The organism is Prosthecobacter sp., from assembly GCF_034366625.1.
Taxonomy (GTDB): Bacteria; Verrucomicrobiota; Verrucomicrobiia; order Verrucomicrobiales; family Verrucomicrobiaceae; genus Prosthecobacter.
The window spans coordinates 679,116-702,964 of the sequence record NZ_JAXMIH010000023.1 but is presented as its reverse complement, the minus strand read 5'-3'; the positions used below and the strand labels follow the sequence as shown (position 1 = coordinate 702,964).

The following is a 23,849-nucleotide window of genomic DNA, read 5'->3' as shown; positions in this document are numbered from 1 at the left end:
TTCTGCATGCTCTTTCTTAACCTCGCACATGCGCCATGCCCCGAGAAACCAACTCGAAGCCTTCTGCCGACACTCCCGAGGGTGGTGGGCAGGCATCTTCGAGCGGGAAGAAAGCCACGGTTGGCAGGGCAGGTAAAGCATCAGGTGCCAGCCCTCTTCTCACACCTTGCTTGCCCAGTGATATCAAAGCAGATCAAGTGCCGCCTGGAATGATGGCCGATCTCATCGGAAGTTGGCTTGATGACATGAAGAAGCGGCGCAAAATCGATCGGGCCAAGTACATCGTGAAAGTAACCTTTCTGGCTCTGGCAGGGGTGCTGACTGCCATGACATCGATATATCTCCGTGGTTTTTTCCTTGGAAATAAGGCTGAACCTGCTGCCAAGCCTCAGGAACATCGAGCCACTCAACCGCACCTCGACGAGGCGAGGCCGTTTATTTGGATCTTTGGAAAGGATCAAATGCCACCGACCCAAAAACAGATGTTAGTGCCGCCTCGGTCATTTCCAGAACCACCCAAGCCACCGGCTATCCCCTGAATGCCACTACATTGTTGAGTTTTCCAGCGCAGTTGCTGCGGACGAGCTTCAGGCGGAGATCAAAGTCGGGTAGAGTGGAGGTGTCTCGGAGACTTGAAACGGCTTAGCTCTTTGAGGATTTGCACGATGACAGGCCGTGACAGCTCTCCAACTGGCTCGTTCACCGTTCCCGCTGGCTCGTGTCGGGCTTTCCCTGAATGGTTCTGGGGTTCCCCGGAACCGCGTTGCTACGGCACAACACCGTGCCGTGCTTTGACAGAACCGTGCTGCACCAGCGCAGCGCGGCGTTGTGCAGGCCAGACTGAAGGGAGCGCGGGCACTCATGCCCGCTTATGAATTCTGCGGACATGCTGCGAAGCCGCGCAGCGAATGTCCGCGCTCCCTTCCATGCCCCGTGGTCTTCGCGGACACAGGCCCGGCGATTTGTAAGGCCGTTCGAACGACGGGGGCGTACTTGATGGCAGCAGTGCTTATGAAACGAACCACCGTCCCTGACCTTCATTCGACGGAACCGGGCCGCTCATGGCGCAGGGTCGCGTGTGCGGCGCTGCTGCTGGCAGGCGTGGCCGGGTGCTCGAAGGAGACCGCCACAGGACCCCCCAAACAGAGCGTGACGCCGGTGCTGGTGGCGGAGGTGGTGCGCAAGGACATGCCCGTCACGTTGCGCGCCATCGGCCGCGTGTCACCGATCCAGACGGTGACGCTGAAGCCGCAGGTGACCGGCCGGATCGCAGAGGTGCACTTCAAGGACGGTCAGGATGTGAAGAAGGGCGACGTGCTGTTCACCATCGAACGCAAACCGTTCGAGGTGGCGCTGGGCGAAGCGAAGGCGCTGCTGGCACAGGCGACCGCGCAAGCGGGCAATGCGAAGGATCAGGAACGCCGCTACCAGACGCTGTCGAAGGACGGTGCCGTGCCGCAGAAGGAACTGGAGCTGGCGACGGTGAATGTGAAGTCCGCCAGCAGCCAGACCGCCGTGGCCGAGGCGACGGTGCAGAAGGCGGAGATGAACCTGGCCTACTGCGATGTGCGTGCGCCGATCCCGGGCCGTGCCGGGCGTGTCCTGGCCGATGTGGGCAACGTGGCGAGCGCGTATCAAACGGATCTCGTGGTGATCAATCAGATCGAACCGATTGAGGTGACCTTTGCGGTGCCGGAGCAGCAGTTGCCGGCTTTGCAGCGCGGGATGAACGCAGGCGCGCTGAAAGTGACCGCCAACACCAGCCTGCCGGAACGACTGACGGTGGAAGGGCAGCTCGAGTTTCTGGACAACACGGTCAAACCGAACACCGGGACGATCGATGTGCGTGCCACCTTCAAGAACACCCCGCAGATCCTCTGGCCCGGCCAGTATGCCAATCTAGGCGTGGAGGTGAAAGTGGACAAAAACGCGGTGGTGGCTCCGGCGCGTGCGGTGCAGCCCGGTCAGAATGGAACCTTTGTGTTTATGGTGCTGCCGGACATGACGGTGCGTGCGATGAATGTGGTGGTGGCACGCATGGTGGAAAACGAAGCGGTCATTTCCTCAGGACTCGAGGGTGGCGAAAAAGTGGTGATCGACGGGCATGATCGTCTGCGCGATGGCGGCAAAGTGAGCATCAAGCCGGGCCTGGAGGGCTCTCCTTCACCCGACGCCACAGCGGGAGTGATACCATGAATGTCTCCGAGCTTTCGATCCGGCGGCCGGTGATGATCTCGTTGGTCATGATCGGTGCGCTGGCGTTCGGAATTCTGGCCTACAAAGAGCTGCCGGTGAGCGACCTGCCGAATGTGGATTTCCCTACGTTGTCGGTGACTGCAAGTTTGCCCGGCGCGAGTCCGGCGACGATGGCGGCAACGGTGGCAAATCCACTGGAGAAACAGTTTTCGACCATTCCTGGCATCACCTCGATGGTTTCCTCCAGTTCGCTGGGAAGCACGAGCATCACACTGCAATTCGACCTCGCACGCGACATCGACGATGCGGCGCTGGATGTGCAATCGGCGATCTCCACCGCGCAGAGGCGGCTGCCACAGGAGATGACCGCGCCGCCGTCGTTCCGCAAAGTGAATCCGGCGGAGTCGCCGATCATGTTCCTGGCGCTGGTGTCCGACACGCTGCCGATGTCCAAGGTGGATGAGTATACCGAGACGCTGATCTCGCCTAAATTCTCCACGGTGGCCGGCGTGGCGCAGGTGCAGGTGTTTGGATCGCAGAAGTATGCCGTGCGCGTGCAGGTCAATCCGCTGCGCATCGCCTCGCGCGGCGTGAGCCTGGATGAAGTGCGCGCCGCGATCCAAACCGGCAACAGCAACATTCCCACCGGAACACTGCAAGGCGTGGATCAGGTGTTCACGGTGCAATCCGGCGGCAAGCTGACCAATGCGGCTGAATTCAGCAACCTCGTCATCGCCTATCGCGAGGACAGCCCAGTGCGTCTCGGAGACGTGGCACAGGTCATGGACGGCGTGGAGGACGACCGAGTGGCGGCGTGGTTCAACAACAAGCGCGCCATCATGATCGCCGTGCAACGCCAGCCGGGCTCGAACACGGTCCAGGTGGTGAATGAAATCCGCAAGCTGCTGCCATCCATCAACGAGCAGCTTCCCGCCGCCGTGACATTGGAGATATTGACGGACCGCTCGGTCTCGATTCGAGATTCAGTGCATGATGTGCAGTTCACGCTGGGACTGAGCATTGCCCTTGTGGTGCTGGTGATCTTTTTGTTCCTGCGCAGGCTCACCGCCACGGTGATTCCGGCTCTGGCGATCATTCTGTCGATCATCACGACCTTCTCGGTGATGCACCTGCTGGGCTTCAGCCTGAACAACCTTTCTCTGATGGCGTTGACGCTGTGCGTGGGCTTCGTCGTCGATGATGCGATCGTGGTGCTGGAGAACATCGTGCGTCACATCGAACAGGGAAAGACGCCGTTTCAGGCGGCGCTGATCGGCTCGCGTGAGATCGCCTTCACGGTGATCTCGATGACTCTGTCGCTGGCGGCGGTGTTTCTGCCCGTGTTGTTCATGGGCGGCATCCTCGGCCGGCTCTTCAATGAATTCGCCATCACCATCGGCACGGCGATTCTGATCTCGGGCATCGTGTCGCTGACGCTGACGCCGATGCTGTGCAGCCGGTTTCTCAAACCTCAGAGCGAGGAGAAAAAGGAGGGCTGGTTCTCCCGCATGGTGGAACACGGCATCCATGGAATGACGGCCATGTATCGCTGGACGCTGGACATGGTGCTGGCGCATCGCGTGCTGACAATGCTGGTGACACTGGCGACGATCGCGGCGACTGCCTGGGGCTTCGCGGTCATTCGCAAAGGATTCATTCCCACGGAGGACATCGGATCACTCTACGTGGGCACCGAGGGAGCGAAGGACTCGTCATTTGAATCGATGGTGGCGCACCAGAGGGCTCTGGCGTTGATCATGGCGCGCAATCCGCACATCGAGAGCTTCAGCTCGAGTCTCGGCAGCACCTCGTTTGGCGGCCCGTCGAACCTGGGACGCATGTATGCGCGACTGAAGCCTCGCAGTGAACGACCATCTGCCGCGGAGATCGTGGATCAACTGCGGTGTGACCTCTCTCAAGTGCCGGGTATTCGCGCATTCCCGCAGGTGCCACCGCTCATTCGAATGGGCGGGCGTCTGAGCAACAGTCCGTATCAATTCACGCTGTCTGGAATCAGCCTGGAGGAGATCAACCGCATCACGCCGCAACTGGAGGCCAGGATCCGCACCGTACCCGGTGTGACGGATGTGGCCTCTGATCTGCAACTGAGCAACCCAGAGGTGCGGGTGGACATTGACCGGGATCGCGCGGCCTCACTGGGCATTTCTTCCGGCCAGCTCGACAACGCACTGTATGATGCGTTCGGCTCCCGCCAGATCAGCAGCATTTACACTTCGGCTGACGAATACTCGGTGATGCTGGAGGTACGGCCGCGGTTTCAGCAGACGCCTGGAGAACTGGATCGTGTTTACCTGCGCTCCACCGACAACGGACTGACACCGCTGGATGCCATCGCCACCGTCACACGCGGCGTCGGACCGCTCACGGTGAATCATCTCGGCCAGCTCCCATCGGCGACCATTTCGTTCAACATCGAACGCGGCCAGTCTCTGGGGGATGTGGTCAATCGCATCAAGACGGCGGTCGAGGGCATGACGCCCGCCGGGATGAACGCCAATTTTCAAGGCGAGGCCCAGGCGTTTCAAAGCTCACTGGGCAACCTCACGCTGTTGCTGGTGATGGCGATTCTCGTGATCTACCTGGTGCTGGGCATCCTGTATGAGAGCTTCATCCACCCGCTCACCATCCTGTCGGGCCTGCCCGCGGCCGGCGTCGGCGCATTGATGACGCTGATGTTGTTCGGCGAGGAACTGAACGTGTATGGCTTCGTGGGCATCCTGATGCTCATTGGCATCGTGAAGAAGAATGCGATCATGATGATCGACTTCGCCCTCGAAGCGCAACGCCATCACCACAAGGCGCCAGCGGAGGCGATCCGCGAGGCCTGCCTGGTGCGGTTTCGTCCGATCATGATGACAACGTTTGCCGCGCTGATGGGCGCGCTGCCGATCGCGCTTGGCATTGGCTCAGGCGCCGATGCACGCCGTTCCCTCGGCCTTGCGGTGGTGGGAGGTCTGGTCTTCTCGCAGTTGCTGACCCTCTACATCACACCCGTCGTGTATCTTTACATGGAAAAGTTGGGTGCCAAGCTGGGAGGGCTGGGGCGAATCGAAGAGAATGAAGGAATGGAGAGACTGGCGTAGATTGTCCGACGGTTTGTGAGACTTGCCGCACAAAAAGCAGGCGGCTTTCGAAAAGCCACGCCCTCCCCAAACGCAAAACCGCCTCCGACGGCGTGAACCGAGGGAGGCGGGATTGAGTGGATGACCGGGCAGCTTACGCGGTGAGGCTTTCCTCGTCTTCTTCGACACGGGCGGGAAGCGTGGGCCTCTCGGTCTCGTGGAGCTCGAAGTTGCGGTTGGTGATGAAGCCGGTACCGGCGGGGATGAGATGGCCCATGATGACGTTTTCCTTGAAGCCGCGCAGGTAGTCGGACTTGGCCAGCGTGGCGGCCTCGGTGAGCACACGGGTGGTGTCCTGGAAGGAGGCGGCGGAGATGAAGGACTCGGTTTCGATGGAGGCCTTGGTGATGCCGAGGAGGACGGGCTCTGCTTCCGCAGGCTTGCCGCCTTCGTCGGTGACACGGTTGTTTTCCTTCTCGAACTCGCCGCGGTCGATCTGGTCGCCCCAGAGGAACTCGGTGTCGCCCGGATCGGTGACCTTCACCTTGCGCAGCATCTGGCGGATGATGATCTCGACGTGCTTGTCGTTGATTTCCACGCCCTGGGCACGGTACACTTCCTGCACTTCATTGACGAGATGCTCACGCAGGGCCTGCGGGCCAAGGATTTCGAGGAGGTCATGCGGAACGACCGGGCCTTCGGTGATCTGGTCGCCTTTGCTGACGTGGTCGCCGTTGAAGAGCAAGATGTGCTTGCTGCGGGGGATGAGATGCTCTTCCTGCTGGCCGGTCTTGGTGTCGGTGACGATGACGCGGCGCTTGCCGCGGACGAGGCCGCCGATTTCGACGGTGCCGTCGATGCGGGCGATTTCGCAGGCGTCCTTGGGCTTGCGGGCTTCGAAGAGCTCGGCCACACGCGGCAGACCGCCGGTGATGTCCTTGGTCTTGGAGGCCTTGCGCGGCGTCTTGGCGATGGTGGTGCCGGCCTCGACCTTCTCGTTGTTCTTCACGCTCAAGTGAGCGCCGGCGGGAATGGTGTAGCTGGCGAGCACTTCGTGCGTCTTCGGATTCACGACGACGACCTGCGGATGGAGGTCTTCCTTGTGCTCGATGACGACGGTTTCCTCGTTGCCAGTGCTCTGGTTGACTTCCTTGGTGATGGTGATGCCGGAGATCATGTCACGGAACTCCAGCTTGCCGGCCTTCTCGGTGATGATCGGCACGTTGTACTGATCCCAAGTGACGATCTGCTGGCCTTTCTTGACCTTGCCACCGTCCTCGACGGCAATGACCGCGCCAGCGACGAGCTTGTGGCTCTCGAGTTCGCGACCATCATCGTCATGGATGGAGATGATGCCGTTCTTAGTGAGGGCGATCCAGGTGCCTTCGATGGTGGTCACCGCGCGCATGTCAGTGTACTTGACGTTACCGGCGTTCTTGGTGTTGATGAAGGGCTGCTTGAAGGAGCTCATTGCCGCACCACCGACGTGGAACGTACGCATGGTGAGCTGGGTTCCGGGCTCACCGATGGACTGGGCGGCGACGATGCCGACGGCTTCGCCGATCTTCGCGATGCGGTGCGTGGCGAGGTGGAGGCCGTAGCACTTGGCACAGCAGCCACGCTTGCTTTCGCAGGTGAGGACGGAGCGGATCTTGAGCTTCTCGACGCCGATCTTCATGAGGTGGGCGGCTTCCTTCTCGGTGGCCATCTGGCCGGCCTTGATGATGACGCTCTTGTCCACCGGATCATGGATGGTCTCGCAACTGGTGCGGCCATAGATGCGGGTCTTGAGATCGACGATTTCTTCGTCGCCCTGGTAGATGGAGGCGAGCGTGATGCCGTTGACGGTGCCGCAGTCTTCCTCGGTGACGATGACGTCTTGGGACACATCGACCAGCTTGCGGGTCATGTAGCCGGAGTCAGCGGTCTTCAAGGCGGTGTCTGCAAGGCCTTTACGCGCACCGTGGGTGGAGATGAAGTACTCAAGCACGCTCAGACCTTCACGGAAGTTCGAGGTGATCGGACGCTCAATGATCTCACCGGAGGGCTTGGCCATGAGGCCGCGCATGCCGGCGAGCTGCTTGATCTGCGTACGGTTGCCGCGGGCGCCCGAGTTGACCATGACGTAGAGCGGGTTGTGATGCTTCTTGCCCTCGTTGTATTCCAACGTGCGGAAGAGTTCATCGGCGACGATTTCACCGACCTGGGTCCAGATGTCGATGATCTTCTGGTAGCGCTCACCGTGGGTGATGATACCGCGGCGATACTGCTTCTCGATTTCTTCGATCTGCTTGTAGGCGTTCTCCAGACCGGCGGCCTTGGCCGTCGGGATGACCATGTCGGTGATGCCGATGGAGCAACCGGAGCGGGTGGCTTCGCGGAAGCCGAGCTGCTTGAGGCGGTCAAGCGCGCTGACGGTCTCACGCTGGCCCACAGTCTGGAAGCAGCGCCAGATGATGTCGGAAATCTGCTTCTTGCCGACGGTGGTGTTAATGAAGCCGAGACCTTCCGGCCAGGTTTCATTGAACAGCACGCGTCCGGCGGTGGTTTCGATCACGGCCTTGGAGGCGTCGCCATACGGGCGCTTCGGCAGCTTGTAGTCGGGATTGCGGAGACGAATTTTGTCGTTCACGGCAAGGCCGCCTTCGGAGATGGCGAACTCGACCTCGGAGGCGTCGTTGAAGATCGGCATGCGGCCTTCCACATCGCCCTTCTTGAGCTTGGCTTCGTTGCCGGGGAACTCACGCAGGTAAGTGAGGAAGTAGCAGCCGAGCGGAATGTCCTGCGACGGGTTCATCACGGGCTTGCCGCTGGCAGGGCTGAACAGGTTGTTCGGCGCGAGCATGAGCAGGCGGGCTTCCATCTGAGCTTCGATGGAAAGCGGGACGTGGACGGCCATCTGGTCACCATCAAAGTCGGCGTTGTAGGCCGTACAAACGAGGGGATGCACGCGGATGGCGTCACCTTCGATGAGCTTCGGCTCGAAGGCCTGGATGGAGAGACGGTGGAGCGTCGGAGCGCGGTTCAGGAGAACCGGGTGGCCCTTGGTGACTTCATCCAGGATGTCCCACACTTCCGGCGTGCGGCGTTCGATCATCTTCTTCGCGCTGCGGACGGTGTGCACGAGTCCCATCTCCTTGAGACGGCGGATGATGAAGGGCTCGAACAAGACGAGCGCCATCTTCTTCGGCAGACCGCATTGGTGCAGCAGAAGATCAGGACCGATGACGATGACGGAACGGCCGGAGTAATCGACGCGCTTGCCGAGCAGGTTCTGACGGAAGCGGCCGGACTTGCCCTTGAGCATGTCGGACATCGACTTGAGCGGACGATTGCCCGCGCCGGTGACCGGGCGGCCATGGCGGCCGTTGTCGAACAACGCATCGACGGCTTCCTGCAGCATGCGCTTTTCGTTACGGATGATGACATCCGGCGTGCGCAGTTGGAGGAGGTTCTTGAGGCGGTTGTTGCGGTTGATGACGCGACGGTAGAGGTCGTTCAAGTCAGAGGTGGCGAAGCGGCCGCCTTCGAGCGGGACGAGAGGACGAAGGTCCGGTGGGATGACCGGCAGCACTTCGAGGATCATCCATTCCGGACGGCTGTGGCTTTCAGCAAAGCCTGCGCAGAGCTTGAGACGCTTGGCGAGCTTCTTGCGGATCTGCTTGGAGCGCGTCTTGGTCATCGCCTCTTCGAGTTCCTTCGTCACGTCGGCCAGATTGAGCTGGGCGAAGATGTCGCGGATGGCCTGGGCGCCCATGCCGACGCGGAAGGCGTCAGCACCGTACTGTTCCTCGGCTTCACGAAGATCGACTTCGGTGAGGAGCTGGCCGCGCTGAAGCGGCGTGCTGCCGGGATCGATGACCATGTAGTCTTCGTAGTAGATGACGCGTTCCAGCGAACGGGCGGTCATGTCGAGCATGAGGCCGATGCGGGAAGGCATGCACTTGTAGAACCAGATGTGCGTCACCGGCACGGCGAGCTCGATGTGGCCCATGCGCTCACGGCGTACGCGGGAGAGGGTCACTTCGACGCCGCAGCGGTCGCAGACGACGCCCTTGTGCTTGATGCGCTTGTACTTGCCGCATGCGCACTCCCAGTCACGGGTGGGACCGAAGATGCGCTCGCAGAACAAGCCGCCTTTTTCAGGCTTGAACGTGCGGTAGTTGATGGTTTCCGGGTTTTTGACTTCGCCGGAGGACCATGAGCGTACACGGTCGGCAGAGGCGATGCAGATCGACACAGAGTCGAACTCCTCGCCTGTTTGGGGTTCCCCGAAGATTTCTTTCAAGCTCGCGTCAGCATTCATGATGTGTGGAGGATGCGGTGTATTTTTAGCGCTGGGTTTCTGGGGGAGGACGGGTTAGGCACCCGCCGAGGTGGCAAAACGTTCGAGGGCTTCCGCGTCGGCGTTGGCGTTGGCACGCTTGTGCACCTTCACGTCGAGGCCGAGGGACTGCATTTCCTTGATGAGAACGTTGAACGATTCCGGCGTGCCGGCTTCGAGGGCGTGGTCGCCCTTGACGATCTGCTCGTAAATCCGAGTACGGCCCTGCACGTCGTCGGATTTGACGGTGAGGAGTTCCTGCAGCGTGTAGGCGGCGCCGTAGGCTTCGAGCGCCCACACTTCCATTTCGCCGAAACGCTGGCCGCCGTATTGGGCCTTGCCGCCCAAAGGCTGCTGCGTGACGAGCGAGTAAGGTCCGACCGCACGGGCGTGGATCTTGTCAGCGACAAGGTGACCGAGCTTCAGCATGTAGATGTAGCCGACGACGACATCAAGATTGAAGGAGTCGCCTGTGCGTCCGTCATAGAGCTTGGATTTGCCGTTGAGGCCCATCCATTCGTAGCCGGGGACTTTCTTGGCGTCCTTGATGTACTCCATGATCTTGGATTCAGGAATACCGTCGAAGACCGGGGTGGCGATCTTCATGCCGAGCGCCTTGGCGGCGAGACCCAGATGGGTTTCGAGCACCTGGCCCACGTTCATGCGCGATGGCACGCCCAGCGGGTTGAGCACGATGTCCACCGGCGTGCCGTTTTCGAGGAACGGCATGTCTTCTTCCGGCACGATGTTGGCGACGATGCCCTTGTTGCCGTGGCGGCCGGCCATCTTGTCACCCACCGAAAGCTTGCGCTTGCTGGCGAGGAAGACGCGCACCTGCTTGACGACGCCGGTGTCGGCGGTGTCTTCGCTGCTCTCGATCTTGTCGAGGTTGCGCTCACGTTCCATGTCGGCGTCGGAGAACTTCTGTTCGAAGGTCTGGATGATGTCGAAGATCTTGTTGCGGATCGGGCTCGGGTCGATCTCGATGGTGTCATAGCTTTCAGCCACATGACGCAGCATCGTCTTGGTGATCTTCTTGTTCGCGGAGACGAGCGGTTCGCCAGTCTGGCCGTTCACAATGTCGAGAGGGATCTTCTCGTTGAGAAGAATGTCGGAGAGGCGTTCGGTGAGCTGCTCGGTGAGGTCTTCCTTCTTGTTGCGGTAGTCCTCTTCGATCTGCTTGATGTGCTTTTTGTACTCGGACGGGGAGAGCTTCTCCTTCTCAGAGTCGGCACCCGCGCCGCGCTGGGCGATGCGGACATCCATGATGATGCCGGTGCAGCCGGAAGGCACACGCAGGGAGGTGTCCTTCACGTCCGCAGCCTTCTCACCGAAGATGGCGCGCAGGAGGCGCTCTTCAGGGGCGAGTTCGGTTTCGGACTTCGGCGTGATTTTGCCGACGAGGATGTCACCAGGCTTCACTTCCGCGCCGATGCGCACGACGCCCTGGGCATCGAGGTTTTTCAGCGCCTCATCACCGACGTTCGGGATGTCACGCGTGATTTCTTCAGGCCCGAGCTTGGTGTCACGTGCGATGACTTCGAAGTCCTCGATGTGGATGGAGGTGTAGATGTCCTCCTTCACCACGCGGCGGCTGATGGTGATGGCGTCCTCGAAGTTGTAGCCGTTCCAGGGCATGAAGGCGACGAGCATGTTCTTGCCGATGGCAAGCTCACCCTGGTCGGTGCACGGACCGTCGGCGATGACATCGCCCTTCTTGATCTTCTGCCCACGCTTCACCAGCGGCTGCTGGTTGATGCAGGTGCCGGCGTTGCTGCGGCCAAACTTGCGCAGCGGATAGACGTGGGTGCCCTTTTCTTCATCGGTATGCACCGACTTGAGGGGATTCTCGAGGAATTTTTCGTCTTTGACGGGCAGATTGCCGTCCTTGGTGACGATGATCACGTCAGCGGTGGCGGCGGCGACGGTGCCATTGGCATCGGCAACGATGACCGAGCGCGAATCGCGCGCAGCCTTGCCTTCCATGCCGGTGCCGACGAGCGGTGCCTCGCCTTCCAGAAGCGGAACGCCCTGGCGCTGCATGTTCGAACCCATCAGGGCGCGATTGGCGTCATCGTGCTCCAGGAACGGAATGAGCGCGGCGGCGACGGAGACGAGCTGCTTCGGCGACACGTCCATAAGCGTGACCTTGTCAGGCTCGACTTCGATGAAGTCGCCACGGTAACGCACGGTGATCTTGTTGCCTTTGAAACGGCCCTTGTCGTCGATCGGATTGTTCGCCTGGGCGATGTAGTGCTTCTCCTCCTGGTCGGCGGTGAGGTACTCGATCTTGTCGGCGACGACACATTCCTTCACCGGACGGTACGGCGTTTCGATGAAGCCGAATTCGTTGATGCGGGCGTAGCTGCCGAGGGAGTTGATCAGACCGATGTTCGGACCTTCCGGGGTCTCAATCGGGCAGATACGGCCATAGTGCGACGGATGAACGTCGCGAACTTCGAAGCCGGCACGGTCGCGGTTCAGACCGCCTGGCCCGAGGGCGGAGAGACGGCGCTTGTGGGTCAATTCGGCCAGAGGATTGATCTGGTCCATGAACTGGCTGAGCTGGCTGCGGCCGAAGAAGTCGCGCACGACGGCGGAAAGCGCCTTCGGATTGACGAGCTTGGCGGGCGTCATGGTGTCCATGTTCACGTCGAACAGGGTCATGCGCTCTTTGACGAGACGCTCGGTGCGGGACAGGCCCACGCGGCACTGGTTGGCGAGGAGTTCACCCACGGCGCGCACACGGCGGCTGCCGAGATGGTCAATATCATCCAGGATGCCCTGGCCTTCACGCAGATGGAACAGGTAGCGCAGCGCGGAGACGACGTCCTCAGCGGTAAGGATGCGCATTTCGGTATCGACCTTGAGCGAGAGCTTCTGGTTGATCTTGTAGCGGCCCACGCGGGTGAGGTCATAGCGCTTCGGATCGAAGAACAGACGCTTCACAAGCGCACGCGCGTTTGGCGTGGTGGGCGGATCGCCCGGACGCAGACGGCGGTAGATTTCCTTGAGCGCCTCGTCCTCATCCTTCGCCGTGTCCTTGCGCAGCGAGGTGATGAGCAGGTCGTCCGGTGATGCGGTGACGACTTTGATCGCCTTGATGCCCAACTGGATGAGCTGACGCACAACGCCGGAGGTCAGCGGCTCATAGGCACGGGCAACGATGAGTTCACCGTCGAGGATGTCCTTGAAGAGGATCTTGGTGGCGATTTCCTCTTCGGAAATGCTGTCCTTGAGCTTCAGATCCTGGATTTCGTAGAAGAGCTTGAGGATGTCCTCGTCCGTGGGGAAGCCGATAACGCGCAGGAGCGTGGTGGCGAGGAATTTACGACGACGACGACGACGATCGAGATAGACGTAAAGGAGATCGTTGGTGTCGAACTGGACTTCGAGCCAGGTGCCGCGGTCAGGAATGATGCGGAAGCCGTGCAGCCAGCGGCCGTTGAGGTGCTGGGTGGTTTCAAAGCAGATGCCCGGCGAACGATGAAGCTGGGAGACGACCACACGCTCGGCGCCATTGATGACAAACGTGCCACGCACGGTCATGAGGGGGATTTCGCCCATGTAAACGCGTTCCTGTTTCGCACCCTGCTCGTCTTTGAGCTCATAGGTCACGTACAGCGGAGCGCTGAAAGTCTCGGCCTCATGGATGGCTTCGAGGGAGCTGAGCTTGGGTTCGCCGATTTCGTACATGGCGAAATCGAGCGTCATCTTCTCATCGTAACTGGTGATGGGGAAAACTTCCCGGAACACGGCCTGCAGGCCGAGATCTTTGCGCTTCGAGGGCGTGATGTTTTTCTGGAGAAATTCCTCGTATGAGCGGAGCTGGATCTCGATGAGATTCGGTGGCTCGGCGACTTCGTGGATTTTGCCAAAGTTGGTGCGCTGGGACATAAGGCAGTGATGAGGCGGTTAGGGGGCGATTGGCGGTGGCAGGATGCGGAGGGGTGAGTTCCGCGAAGCAACAAAAGCAGCGATGTCAGGCGGCCAGCCCGGCATCACTTACGATTGTCGCGAAAACGAAGCAGCCAGAACCCGGGTGTGAACCCAGACTCAGGCCATGAAAATTGTCAGAAGCAGCCGCAACACCGCGAGCAACCCCGGAACCGAAGCAACGGCTTCGGAAATTCAGGAGGTCACGGACGGTTGCGGGCATGCGATGGAACGAAACAAACGGGGGATTGGACTGACACTGACTTTGAGGCTCCTGACCGCGTGGCGCTGCTGTTGAGGGCAACCGCCACGCGGCAAAGAGCAGGAGGAACGTGAGATTACTTGATCTCGACTTTGGCGCCGGCGGCTTCCAGCTTCTTCTTGATTTCTTCCGCCTCTTCCTTCTTGACGCCTTCCTTGACCTTCTGCGGAGCGCTCTCAACGAGCTTCTTCGCTTCGGCAAGGCCGAGGCCTGGGACAACGCCGCGGACTTCCTTGATGACGCCAATCTTGTTGGCACCAGCTTCAGTCAGGATGACATCGAACTCGGTCTTCTCTTCAGCGGCAGGTGCAGCAGCACCACCACCGCCAGCAGCGGCGGCAGCCACGGGAGCGGCAGCGCTCACGCCCCACTTCGTTTCGAGGGATTTCACAAGTTCAGCGACTTCGATGACGGTCAAGCCACTCAGTTCTTCAACGATTTTATTCAGGTCAGCCATATTAGTTTGTCGGTGTCGCCGCTTTCCGAAGCTTCGGATGATTTAAGAGCAAAAGCTTTCGCTCCGGCGAGGAACCATTGGGTGTTTGGTTATTCAGGCCGTTTCACGGGCCATCTGGTCAAATTGGGGTGGGTTTAGGGGGCGACAGTTTCAGCAACAGCTTCAACCGGGGCGGCTTCGACGGGAGCAGATTCGGCAGGAGCACCTTCCAAATCAGCCTTGGCCTTGAGCACGCGGGCGAGGGCCGAGGCCGGAGCCTGGAGAACGCCAAGGAGCTGGGAGAGGAGGACCTCGCGAGAAGGCAGGTCGGCAAGTGTTTTGATGGTTGCGGCATCCAAAAGGCTGCCTTCAAGAACGCCGACTTTCATCACCGGCTTCTCAAACTCGGCGGTGAAGTTCTTCAAAACCTTCGCCGTGGCGCAGATGTCCTTCACGCCCGTCACATAGGCGCTCTGGCCGGTGAGATGGGCACCCAGTTCACCCGGGTAGCCGGCCTTTTCAGCGGCTTTCTTCACCAGGTTGTTTTTGAAGACGTGAATCTCCGCGCCAACGCCACTGAGGCGCTTGCGCAGCTCGGCGAATTTATCGACCTTAAGGCCGGTGTAATCGACGACGAGGAGAAACGGGGAGGCATTGACCCGGCGCAGCAGGTCATCAATGAGCAATGTCTTTTCAGCTTTCATGTGTCAGTGCTGCGAAGGTTAGAGTTTGATGTATTTCGACACGTCGATGCGGAGCGCGGGCGACATGGTGGCGGCGAGGGTGATGGTCTCGACGTAACGGCCGCGCGCGGAGGCGGGCTTGGCACGCACGACGGCCTCAATGAGTGAGGTGGCGTTTTCAGCGATCTGGCTCACCTCGAAGGAGGCTTTGCCGACGGAGGAGGCGATGTTGCCATTCTTGTCGAGCTTGAAGTCAGCGCGACCAGCCTTCACGGCCTTCACGGCAGCGGCGGTGTCTTCGGTGACGGTGCCGGTACGCGGATTGGGCATCAAACCACGAGGACCGAGCTGCTTGCCGAGCTTGCGGACTTCATTCATCGCGGCGGGCGTGGCGATGGCGACATCGAAATCGAGGAAGCCATCCTTCACCTTGGCGATGAGGTCTTCATTACCGACGATGTCAGCACCGGCGGCCTTGGCGGCATCGGCGGCGGCACCTTGGGCGAATACGGCGACACGCACGGTCTTGCCAGAGCCATGCGGCAGCGGGCAGGTGCCGCGGACCATCTGGTCGCTCTTCTTTGGATCGACACCCATGCGGAAAGACAGGGTGACGGTCTGGTTGAACTTCGTGCCAGGGAGTTTGCGCAGGAGTTCGGCCGCTTCTTCAAGCGTGAATGTCTTTCCTGCCGGAACCATCTCGGCGGCTTTCTTGTAGCGTTTGCTTCTCTTTTGCATGGTGGGTGTGCAGTGGTGGCGAACTGTGACGTTCTCCTGCTTCGGGTTGAGTGATTAGTCGATGATTTCGATGCCCATCTGGCGTGCGGTTCCTGCCATGATGCGGGAGGCGCGCTCGAGGTCGGTGGTGTTCAGGTCGGCAAGCTTGAGCTTGGTGGCTTCGAGAAGCTGGGCCTTGCTGATCTTGGCGACCTTCTTCTTGTTCGCCTCGCCGGAGCCGGAGGCGATGTTCGCCACCTTCTTCAGGAGGTTGGAAGCCGGAGGCTGCTTCGTGATGAAGGTGAAGCTCTTGTCCTTGTAAACGGTGATGACGGTGGGCAGCACATCGCCGCCGGCTTTCGCGGTGGCGGCGTTGAATTCCTTGCAGAACGCCATGATGTTCACACCGGCCTGACCGAGAGCAGGGCCGATGGGCGGTGCGGGGTTGGCGGCTCCAGCCTTGATCTGAAGCTTGATGAGTTTGACGATTTCCTTGGCCATGTGTTTGTGTTCCTTGCTTGCTTGTGATGAAATTCTGCGGACCTGACCGCTTTATGCCTTTTCCACCTGCCAGTATTCGAGATCGACCGGGGTGGAACGGCCGAAAATGTTGACGGAGACGCGCAGCACGCCGCGCTCGGGATCGATCTCCTCGACGATGCCGGTCTGGCTCTCGAAGGGACCGTCGGCCACGCGCACGGTGTCGCCGAGATTGAAGGCGATCTTGGGCACGGCTCCTTCGTCCTTGTCACGAACTTGGGCGAGCATGGCCTCGACTTCCTTCTGGCGCATCGGGATCGGATGATCCTTCGTGCCGGCGAAATTGAGCACGCCGTCGGTTTCCTTCACGAAATACCAAGTGCGGTCCATCAGGCGGTTGTGCTCGTCGAGCAGGTGGCAGTTGGCGATGACGTAACCGGGGAAAAACTTGCGATTGCTTTCGGAGCGCTTGCCTTTTTTAACTTCGGCCACACGCTCCATCGGCACGAGAACCTGGAAGACTAAATCGCCCATCTCCTCCTTTTCGATACGGCGGAGCATGCTGTCACGGACCTTCTGTTCAAGGCCGGAGCGTACGTGGATGACGAACCACTGATCGCGGGGTGCAGGGATGGCTCCCATAAGATTTCGGGGGAAAGAGGGGGTTGGGAAATGAAGACTACATGCCCAGCTTCTGCGCGGCCTCAAAGGCCCACTTGAAGCTGATGTCGAACGCGGCCACGAATGCTCCGAGCAGGATCATCGCGATGAAGACCACCACGGTGGATTCATTCAGTTCGCGGTATTTGGCGAAGCCCTTTTCCTTGGGATCCCACGGCCAGGTGGCCTTCTTGAGTTCGAGGATGACTTCGCTGATGTATTTGCGGATGCGGCTCATGTGAAGCGTTGCGACTTTCTGGGATGTTCTCGGGATGTTCGCTGGCAGGCCAGGAGGGACTCGAACCCACAACCAACGGTTTTGGAGACCGCTACTCTACCAATTGAGCTACTGACCTGTGTGAGCGAAAACGCTTCCCGGAATGAATAACGATGGATGGCGGTTTGGCAAGTCGCGGTCTCCTTCGTCCCTCCTGAGAGACGAAACCGCCGCCGGGTCTGTGCGCCAGACCCGGCGGGGCTCGAGACAAACGAACTGCGCGGACTAGTCGAGGATGTTGGCGACACGGCCAGCACCCACCGTCTTGCCGCCCTCGCGGATGGCGAAGCGGATGGTCTTTTCCATGGCGATCGGGGTGATCAACTCGACTTCGATCGAGACGTTGTCCCCAGGCATCACCATTTCCACACCTTCAGGGAGCTTCACGCTGCCGGTCACGTCCGTGGTGCGAAAGTAGAACTGCGGACGGTAGTTGTTAAAGAACGGCGTGTGACGGCCGCCTTCATCCTTGGAAAGCACATACACCTCAGCGGTGAACTTCTTATGCGGAGTCACGGAGCCGGGCTTGGCGATGACCTGCCCGCGTTCCACGTCGGTCTTCTTCGTACCGCGAAGCAGGAGGCCCACGTTGTCGCCAGCACGACCTTCGTCGAGCAGCTTGCGGAACATTTCGATGTCCGTGACGGTGGTCTTGACGGTGGGGCGGATGCCGATGATTTCGACTTCACCCATCTTCTTAATGATACCACGCTCGATACGACCCGTGCAAACGGTGCCACGACCTTCAATCGCGAACACGTCTTCCACAGGCATGAGGAAGTCTTTGTCGATCGGACGCTCAGGGAGCGGGATGTAGCTGTCCACGGCATCCATGAGCTTCAGGATGTTGGCTTCATGCACAGGATCGCCTTCGAGTGCCTTGAGCGCGGAACCCTTCACGATCGGGATTTCGTCACCTGGGAAGTCATACTTGGAAAGGAGGTCGCGAACTTCCATCTCGACGAGGTCGAGAAGTTCCGGATCATCCACCATGTCCACCTTGTTCATGAACACCACGAGGGCAGGCACGCCAACCTGACGGGCGAGCAGGATGTGCTCACGGGTCTGGGGCATCGGGCCGTCCGCGGCGGAAACAACGAGAACACCACCGTCCATCTGGGCGGCGCCGGTGATCATGTTCTTCACATAATCGGCGTGTCCGGGGCAATCGACGTGTGCATAGTGACGCTTGTCGGTTTCATACTCCACGTGGGCGGTGTTGATCGTGATGCCGCGCTCTTTTTCTTCAGGAGCCGCGTCGATTTGATCGTATGCCTTCGCCTGGGCAAATCCCTTCTTGGAAAGGACGGTCGTGATGGCGGCGGTCAGGGTGGTCTTGCCGTGGTCAACGTGGCCAATCGTGCCGATGTTGACGTGCGGCTTGTTGCGTTGGAATGCTTCTTTAGCCATGGGTGGAGTTAGTTGAGGGGGTGCGCTTGGGACTGGTTCGTTTGTCGTGTTTCGAAGATCCCCACGGTTCTGCCACTGGAGCTGTTAGAGGGATTTGAACCCTCGACCTCGTCCTTACCAAGGACGTGCTCTACCACTGAGCTATAACAGCTTAACCGGCGGCGGCCCTGTGAGAGACCTCCTCCTCTTTCGACAATAAAACCGGGACATGAAAATCTCTTACGCTGGCGTCAAGAGACAATACATCCCGGCCTTTTACCGAAAAAGTGGGGCGAAAGTAGGACGGCTGACATGACTGTCAAAGGTTATTTCCAAACTTTGCGAAAGACTCCAAAACCCTCCTCCGTGGCTCGAAAATCCCCCGTCCCTCCTGTGGGCCATTTTAGGCTTGGCTTGGCGGCGCCAGCTTCATATCCTTGCTGGAAAATCAACCCATCCAGCCCATGAAAACACTGCTTCTTGCCAGCTTCGCCCTTCTTGCCACCACCGCCTCTTCCCTGGCCAAAACCGGCTGGGATGACGATTATGAAAAGTCCCTCGCCAAGGCGAAGGAGGAAAAGAAAATGGTGCTGCTGGACTTCACCGGCTCCGACTGGTGCGGCTGGTGCGTCAAACTTGATGAGGAGGTTTTCTCCAAATCCGCCTTCAAAAAGTTCGCCAAGGAAAATCTCATGCTCGTCGAGCTCGATTTCCCACACGGAAAGAACCTGCCCAAGAAAACCAAGGAGCAAAACGACACCCTGAAAAGCAAGTTCGGCATCAACGGCTATCCCACCATCATCCTGCTCGACAACGAAGGCAAGGAAGCCGCGCGCTGGGTGGGCTACAAAGCGACGCTTCTCGATGAATTGAAGGAAAAGGCAGGCAAGCACAAATCAGACTCTAAATAAATATTCGCTCCAGCCATGCGCCGTGTCCTCCAATTCAGCGCGATGAGCATCGCGCTGCTCGCGTTAGGCTTGTTCGCAGCAGATGATGGCGAGGTTCTGCTGAAAGGCATCGTCAAAAATGTGCGTGCCGGCAATGAAGAGGCCCTGACACCGCTCAAAGATCTCCACGCCCACAAACTGGCCGGTGATGCTGTGCTCAGCCTCGTCGGCGATAAAAAAATGGGCACTGGCATCAAACTGCGCCTCGCCGAAATCGTCGCCGCATGGCCTGCGGGTGAGGCACGCAAAACGCTGGGCGACTGGCTGGCAAAACATCCCTCATGTGATAATGATGCCTTGATGTTCTTTGCCGGCATCGGCCACCTGGAGGCGCGTGCCTTCTTCTGGAACCTGCTCACCCAGATCAAAGGTCCGCTCTCCGAGGTGCGTGACCCCGAACGTGCAGCTCTCGCCGCGAAGGCGCTCGGTGCTTTCCAAGACAATCCCGAAATCGTCGTCTCCCGTATTGGCACCATGCTTGATCCTGCCAACGCCCATGTCATGCGTGCCTGCGCAGCAGAGGCGCTGGGCGGCATGCACCATGCACTGGCGATCCAGTCGCTCCTGCCACACCTCAACGATGACGCCATTGGAGGCATTGCCCGCTGCTCCCTCTACAGGCTGACCAGTCAGGATTTCGTGGACGATACTGACAAATGGAAGGCCTGGCTCGCCGAACAGGGAGCGAACGTCCCGTGGAAAATGCTCACCCGCACCGACTTTGGAAACCACCTTAAACTGCAGAAACTGCTCAAGCCCCTCGATGATGATCCCACCATGAACATGGCGTCATTTTACGGCGTGGAGCTTCGCGCCAAAGGCGCTCTTTTCATCCTCGATGTCAGCGGCAGCATGACCATCGACGACCGCATCAGCAAGCTCAAGGCGCAGATGAGCAACCTGCTCATCGCCATGCAGAACAAATCCAACAAACTGCGTTACGGCATTCTCACCTTCGGCGAAAACGTCGATTCTTGTTTCCCCGCCCGCGGTATTTCCGTGAATGATGAAAAGAACCACAAACAGGCCGTGCGCTTCGTCGAGCGCATCCAGGCCGATGGTGGCACGCCCATGTGCGAGGCGCTCAATCATGCGCTGACAAAGGTTCTCCCTGATGGCAATATCGACACCATCTACTTCCTCAGCGACGGAGCTCCCAGCGATGGCACGCCCGATCAGGTGCTCGATCTCGCGCAGCGCATCCATCAAAAGTTCCAGACGCGCATCCACACCATCGGCATTGGCGAAGAACCTGCTCAGAGCAGCGACAAACCCTCGCTGCTCAATCAAATCGCCAATGCCTGCGGCGGTACCTTCACCATCCCGCCATGAGAACACGTCGTGACATGCTGCGTTCAGCGCTGGCCGCCGTCCCTGCGGCCCTCACCGGCTGCATGCTGCCTGATTTGCAGGAAGTCCGCCGCACCAGACTCATTTCGCAATCCTCCGGCCCGTTCAGCGGCGCTCCCCTCCTTGTTGCAGGCAGACGTGCCGCCGCCCTGAGCGAATACAAACAGCGTTTCCTCGTCTCAGGAGCCACTTTCCGCTTCCCGGCCAAACCCGCCTTCGGCATGGCCTGGACTTCTGAAGCCCAACGCGGCTACGAAAGCATCAAACATGACACGCGTCTCGGCTACGCCGTGAAAAACCTCAGCACAGGCGCATATCTGGCCGAATGCCAGGCCGATCGCGTCCTCATCGGTGCCTCCATGCCCAAACCCGCCGTCTCCGCAGTGCTGTTGGAGTCCCGGCAGGGCCGTCTCACCCACGAAGAATTCCAGCACATCGTCAATGCCTGCGATCTGAGCATTAACGCCTCCTGGCGTGCAATGCTCAGCCGCTTCAGCGACTCCGACGAACGCGCCTTCGAGCAGAAATACAGCCTCCCCGATGTGCCCATCCGCGCCAACGGCCAGTCACCTCGCTTCTATGCCGAGTTCTTCGAGCGCCTGGTGAACTACAAGTTCGACTACGGCTGCGAGATGCTCATCGAGTCCTGCCGCCGCAATCAGTTTGGCCGTGGCCGTTGGTATCTGCCCGCCGAGATCACCTACATTGGCGGCAAAACCGGCACCGACGGCCCCTACAAGCACGAAGGCCTCTTCTTCGACTATCGCGGCACCCGCTACGCCATTGTTATGTACAGCGATGGCCATTTTGGCCGCCACGAGAATTTCTGGCGTGTCGGAGCCGTCTTTGGCGGACTGTTCCGAGAGTACATTGCGTAGCTATGCCACACTTGAGCGGGACATGTGATGCGATATTATGTCGTATGAAAACGCTGCTCATCCCCCTCTTCCTCGTCACTCTCACCCTGACCGCCTGCCGTGGCGGTGGTGGCCCCGCCACCCGTGTCGGGCGTGGAGTGGATCATGCATTCTCCAAAGTCGGCCACGGCGTGCAGAAAGCTGGCCAGGCCATCGAGAATACGGCCCACTGATGCCAGCATTCGCATCACGCGCATGCTCCCACCCTCTACATTCCTCATCGCCGGCCCCACGGCTTCCGGCAAATCGGCGCTTGCGCTCGCTTTGGCAGAGCGTGTCGGAGGAGAAATTGTCAATGCGGACGCTTTCCAGCTTTACGCAGGTATCGTCATCCTTTCCGCGAAACCCTCCGCCGCTGAAATGGCCCGCGTGCCTCATCATCTCTACAGCGTGGTGCCGCTCACCGAGTCCTGCGATGCCCAGCGTTACCACTCGCTCGCGCTGCCAGTGATCGCAGACATCGCCGCCCGCGGCCGGGTTCCAATCGTCGTCGGCGGCTCGGGACTTTACCTCAAGGCGCTCACGCACGGCCTCTCGCCCCTGCCTCCGGCCTCAGCAAGATTGCGTGAACAGTTCAGGCACCTCAGCCCCGGAGAAAAAGTCGTGTGGCTGCTACAGCGCGATCCCGAGGCCGCCACCACTGTGAACCTGCGCAACCCGCGTTATGTCGAACGCGCCCTCGAAATCTGCCTGCTCACCGGACGCCCGCAATCTGGCCTGCGGCGTTCGTTTGTGGAAAAGGAGCCGCAAGTGAACGGCGTCATCCTCGACACGGATCGCGAGACACTCTACGCGCGCATCAACCAGCGCACACTCGCCATGTTCGAAGCTGGCTTGATCGCTGAAGTCGCCGCGCTCGGCAAACTCTCGCCCACCGCTGAAAAAGCCATCGGCATCCGTGAGGTGCGCGAACATCTTGCCGGGCACCTGACCCTGGATCAGGCCATCGACGCCATCCAGCAGGCCACACGACGTTACGCCAAGCGTCAGGCCACTTGGTTCCGCCGTGAACGCTGCTTCCAAACGATTTGCCTCGATTCCCTTCCGACGACAGAGTACGCGCTGACACGCATCCTCGAACTCTTTCCATGCCTCCGCCCGTCCAGCCAGTCCGTCCCGTCTTTGTCAACCTAGGCCCGCGCAGCTACCTCGTGCAGGTCGGTCGTGATCTGCTCAAAACGTTGGGCGAAGAGGTGAACAAGAAACTGCCGGATCGCACGAGTTGCGCCGTCGTCACCGATTCCAATGTCGGTCCGCTGTATGCCGAGAAAGTCCTCGAAAGCCTGCGTGCCGTCGGCAAACAGCCGCATCTCATCACCGTGCCCGCTGGTGAGTCCTCCAAGTCGCTGACGTGGAGCGAATCCGTGCTCACTGAGATGGTACGTGCAGGGCTGGATCGCAAGAGCTTCGTCGTCGCCCTCGGTGGCGGTGTCATTGGCGATCTTGCGGGTTTCTGCGCCTCGGTTTACCAGAGAGGCATCCCCTACGTGCAGGTGCCCACCACTGTGCTGTCCCAAGTGGACAGCTCCGTGGGCGGCAAGACCGGCGTGAACCTGCCCAATGCCAAAAACATGGTCGGCTGCTTTCACCAGCCTGTGCATGTCATCGCTGATCTCGACACGCTCAGCTCCCTGCCTGAACGCGAATGGAACGAGGGCTTCGCCGAAATCATCAAGCATGCCTGCATCCGCGATGCCTCGATGTTTACCGCCATCAAAGATGTGGCGGAAGGCAAAGGCGACATCGTCGGCCTCATCCGTCGCAACATCGCCATCAAGGCGGTCATCGTCGAAGCTGATGAATACGAAACCATCGGCACACGTGCGTTGCTCAATTTTGGCCACACGCTCGGCCACGCCATCGAGGCCGCCGCCGGTTATGGCAGGCTGCTGCATGGCGAGGCCATCAGCCTCGGCCTGCGCGCCGCCGCCTGGCTCTCCGCGCAGATTTCCGACCTCACCAGCGAGGACTACGAACGCATCGTGACGCTGCTCAAGCTCTGCGAGCTTCCCATCAAACTCCCCGATGACCTCGACACCGAGGAGATCATGCGCATCGCCCGCATGGACAAAAAATTCGAGAACGGCAAGATTCGCTTCGTCCTCCTCCGCAAGATTGGTGAGGGCTATGTCAGCAAAGACGTGATCGAAGGCCATCTGAAGCAGGCACTGGATGAGTTGCGGAAATGA

18 protein-coding genes and 2 tRNA genes are annotated in these 23,849 nt (G+C 59.8%); 9 read left to right on the top strand and 11 right to left on the bottom strand.

Annotated features, from left to right (window positions below):
- Positions 1–35 precede the first annotated feature (35 nt).
- From U1A53_RS23455 to U1A53_RS23445, 3 genes are all read left to right on the top strand, one after another.
- Positions 36–539: a hypothetical protein gene (locus U1A53_RS23455; RefSeq protein WP_322284302.1), complete on the top strand. Its 504-nt coding sequence runs from the start codon at positions 36–38 to the stop codon at positions 537–539.
- Between the two features lie 472 nt (positions 540–1,011).
- Positions 1,012–2,196 (top strand): efflux RND transporter periplasmic adaptor subunit, encoded by a 1,185-nt coding sequence (locus U1A53_RS23450; RefSeq protein ID WP_322284301.1) that lies wholly within the window; start codon positions 1,012–1,014, stop codon positions 2,194–2,196.
- Positions 2,193–5,300, top strand: a complete 3,108-nt coding sequence (locus U1A53_RS23445; protein ID WP_322284300.1) for an efflux RND transporter permease subunit — start codon at positions 2,193–2,195, stop codon at positions 5,298–5,300. Before U1A53_RS23450 ends, U1A53_RS23445 begins: the two co-directional genes overlap by 4 nt.
- Before the next feature lie 133 nt (positions 5,301–5,433).
- On the opposite strand, the gene rpoC is transcribed toward U1A53_RS23445, so the two are convergent.
- The 11 genes from rpoC to U1A53_RS23390 form a co-directional block, all read right to left on the bottom strand.
- Positions 5,434–9,585, bottom strand: coding sequence for a DNA-directed RNA polymerase subunit beta' (rpoC, locus tag U1A53_RS23440; RefSeq protein WP_322284299.1), 4,152 nt, complete (start codon positions 9,583–9,585; stop codon positions 5,434–5,436).
- 54 nt (positions 9,586–9,639) lie between these two features.
- Positions 9,640–13,500: a DNA-directed RNA polymerase subunit beta gene (gene rpoB, locus U1A53_RS23435; RefSeq protein WP_322284298.1), complete on the bottom strand. Its 3,861-nt coding sequence runs from the start codon at positions 13,498–13,500 to the stop codon at positions 9,640–9,642.
- 377 nt (positions 13,501–13,877) lie between these two features.
- Entirely contained in the window at positions 13,878–14,258 is a 381-nt protein-coding gene (gene rplL / locus U1A53_RS23430) for a 50S ribosomal protein L7/L12 (RefSeq protein WP_322284297.1), read from the bottom strand.
- Positions 14,259–14,392: 134 nt separating this feature from the next.
- Entirely contained in the window at positions 14,393–14,941 is a 549-nt protein-coding gene (gene rplJ, locus U1A53_RS23425) for a 50S ribosomal protein L10 (protein WP_322284296.1), read from the bottom strand.
- 18 nt (positions 14,942–14,959) lie between these two features.
- Positions 14,960–15,658 carry a 50S ribosomal protein L1 gene (rplA, locus tag U1A53_RS23420; protein ID WP_322284295.1) on the bottom strand — a complete coding sequence of 233 codons (699 nt, stop codon included), beginning with the start codon at positions 15,656–15,658 and terminating at the stop codon, positions 14,960–14,962.
- A 54-nt stretch (positions 15,659–15,712) separates the two neighbouring features.
- Complete coding sequence (gene rplK, locus U1A53_RS23415) at positions 15,713–16,138, bottom strand: 50S ribosomal protein L11 (protein ID WP_322284294.1); 426 nt, start codon at positions 16,136–16,138, stop codon at positions 15,713–15,715.
- A 51-nt stretch (positions 16,139–16,189) separates the two neighbouring features.
- Positions 16,190–16,759, bottom strand: a complete 570-nt coding sequence (gene nusG / locus U1A53_RS23410; protein ID WP_322284293.1) for a transcription termination/antitermination protein NusG — start codon at positions 16,757–16,759, stop codon at positions 16,190–16,192.
- A 37-nt stretch (positions 16,760–16,796) separates the two neighbouring features.
- Entirely contained in the window at positions 16,797–17,015 is a 219-nt protein-coding gene (locus U1A53_RS23405) for a preprotein translocase subunit SecE (RefSeq protein WP_322284292.1), read from the bottom strand.
- Between the two features lie 42 nt (positions 17,016–17,057).
- Positions 17,058–17,133 (bottom strand) — tRNA-Trp (locus U1A53_RS23400).
- A 146-nt stretch (positions 17,134–17,279) separates the two neighbouring features.
- A complete protein-coding gene (tuf, locus tag U1A53_RS23395; protein ID WP_322284291.1) occupies positions 17,280–18,464 on the bottom strand; it encodes an elongation factor Tu in 1,185 nt (394 codons plus the stop codon).
- 76 nt (positions 18,465–18,540) lie between these two features.
- Positions 18,541–18,615 (bottom strand) — tRNA-Thr (locus tag U1A53_RS23390).
- Between the two features lie 292 nt (positions 18,616–18,907).
- Here U1A53_RS23390 and U1A53_RS23385 point away from each other — a divergent pair.
- The 6 genes from U1A53_RS23385 to aroB are packed head-to-tail and all read left to right on the top strand — an operon-like array spanning position 18,908 to position 23,849.
- Positions 18,908–19,354 carry a thioredoxin family protein gene (locus U1A53_RS23385; RefSeq protein WP_322284290.1) on the top strand — a complete coding sequence of 149 codons (447 nt, stop codon included), beginning with the start codon at positions 18,908–18,910 and terminating at the stop codon, positions 19,352–19,354.
- A gap of 15 nt (positions 19,355–19,369) precedes the next feature.
- Positions 19,370–20,725 carry a vWA domain-containing protein gene (locus tag U1A53_RS23380; protein ID WP_322284288.1) on the top strand — a complete coding sequence of 452 codons (1,356 nt, stop codon included), beginning with the start codon at positions 19,370–19,372 and terminating at the stop codon, positions 20,723–20,725.
- Positions 20,722–21,621, top strand: coding sequence for a hypothetical protein (locus U1A53_RS23375; RefSeq protein WP_322284287.1), 900 nt, complete (start codon positions 20,722–20,724; stop codon positions 21,619–21,621). The genes U1A53_RS23380 and U1A53_RS23375 overlap by 4 nt, the downstream gene beginning before the upstream one ends.
- Before the next feature lie 44 nt (positions 21,622–21,665).
- Entirely contained in the window at positions 21,666–21,833 is a 168-nt protein-coding gene (locus U1A53_RS23370; protein WP_322284286.1) for a hypothetical protein, read from the top strand.
- A gap of 22 nt (positions 21,834–21,855) precedes the next feature.
- Positions 21,856–22,794 carry a tRNA (adenosine(37)-N6)-dimethylallyltransferase MiaA gene (miaA, locus tag U1A53_RS23365; RefSeq protein ID WP_322284285.1) on the top strand — a complete coding sequence of 313 codons (939 nt, stop codon included), beginning with the start codon at positions 21,856–21,858 and terminating at the stop codon, positions 22,792–22,794.
- Positions 22,749–23,849, top strand: coding sequence for a 3-dehydroquinate synthase (aroB, locus tag U1A53_RS23360; protein ID WP_322284284.1), 1,101 nt, complete (start codon positions 22,749–22,751; stop codon positions 23,847–23,849). The genes miaA and aroB overlap by 46 nt, the downstream gene beginning before the upstream one ends.

Bases quoted from the DNA above. Each gene is read 5' to 3' on its own strand.
- tuf (WP_322284291.1), bottom strand. From the start codon at position 18,464: ATGGCTAAAGAAGCATTCCAACGCAACAAGCCGCACGTCAACATCGGC.
- miaA (WP_322284285.1), top strand. From the start codon at position 21,856: ATGCTCCCACCCTCTACATTCCTCATCGCCGGCCCCACGGCTTCCGGC.
- rplL (WP_322284297.1), bottom strand. From the start codon at position 14,258: ATGGCTGACCTGAATAAAATCGTTGAAGAACTGAGTGGCTTGACCGTC.
- rplA (WP_322284295.1), bottom strand. From the start codon at position 15,658: ATGCAAAAGAGAAGCAAACGCTACAAGAAAGCCGCCGAGATGGTTCCG.
- U1A53_RS23450 (WP_322284301.1), top strand. From the start codon at position 1,012: ATGAAACGAACCACCGTCCCTGACCTTCATTCGACGGAACCGGGCCGC.
- U1A53_RS23370 (WP_322284286.1), top strand. From the start codon at position 21,666: ATGAAAACGCTGCTCATCCCCCTCTTCCTCGTCACTCTCACCCTGACC.
- rpoB (WP_322284298.1), bottom strand. From the start codon at position 13,500: ATGTCCCAGCGCACCAACTTTGGCAAAATCCACGAAGTCGCCGAGCCA.
- U1A53_RS23455 (WP_322284302.1), top strand. From the start codon at position 36: ATGCCCCGAGAAACCAACTCGAAGCCTTCTGCCGACACTCCCGAGGGT.
- rpoC (WP_322284299.1), bottom strand. From the start codon at position 9,585: ATGAATGCTGACGCGAGCTTGAAAGAAATCTTCGGGGAACCCCAAACA.
- nusG (WP_322284293.1), bottom strand. From the start codon at position 16,759: ATGGGAGCCATCCCTGCACCCCGCGATCAGTGGTTCGTCATCCACGTA.
- U1A53_RS23380 (WP_322284288.1), top strand. From the start codon at position 19,370: ATGCGCCGTGTCCTCCAATTCAGCGCGATGAGCATCGCGCTGCTCGCG.
- rplK (WP_322284294.1), bottom strand. From the start codon at position 16,138: ATGGCCAAGGAAATCGTCAAACTCATCAAGCTTCAGATCAAGGCTGGA.
- U1A53_RS23445 (WP_322284300.1), top strand. From the start codon at position 2,193: ATGAATGTCTCCGAGCTTTCGATCCGGCGGCCGGTGATGATCTCGTTG.
- aroB (WP_322284284.1), top strand. From the start codon at position 22,749: ATGCCTCCGCCCGTCCAGCCAGTCCGTCCCGTCTTTGTCAACCTAGGC.
- rplJ (WP_322284296.1), bottom strand. From the start codon at position 14,941: ATGAAAGCTGAAAAGACATTGCTCATTGATGACCTGCTGCGCCGGGTC.
- U1A53_RS23405 (WP_322284292.1), bottom strand. From the start codon at position 17,015: ATGAGCCGCATCCGCAAATACATCAGCGAAGTCATCCTCGAACTCAAG.
- U1A53_RS23385 (WP_322284290.1), top strand. From the start codon at position 18,908: ATGAAAACACTGCTTCTTGCCAGCTTCGCCCTTCTTGCCACCACCGCC.
- U1A53_RS23375 (WP_322284287.1), top strand. From the start codon at position 20,722: ATGAGAACACGTCGTGACATGCTGCGTTCAGCGCTGGCCGCCGTCCCT.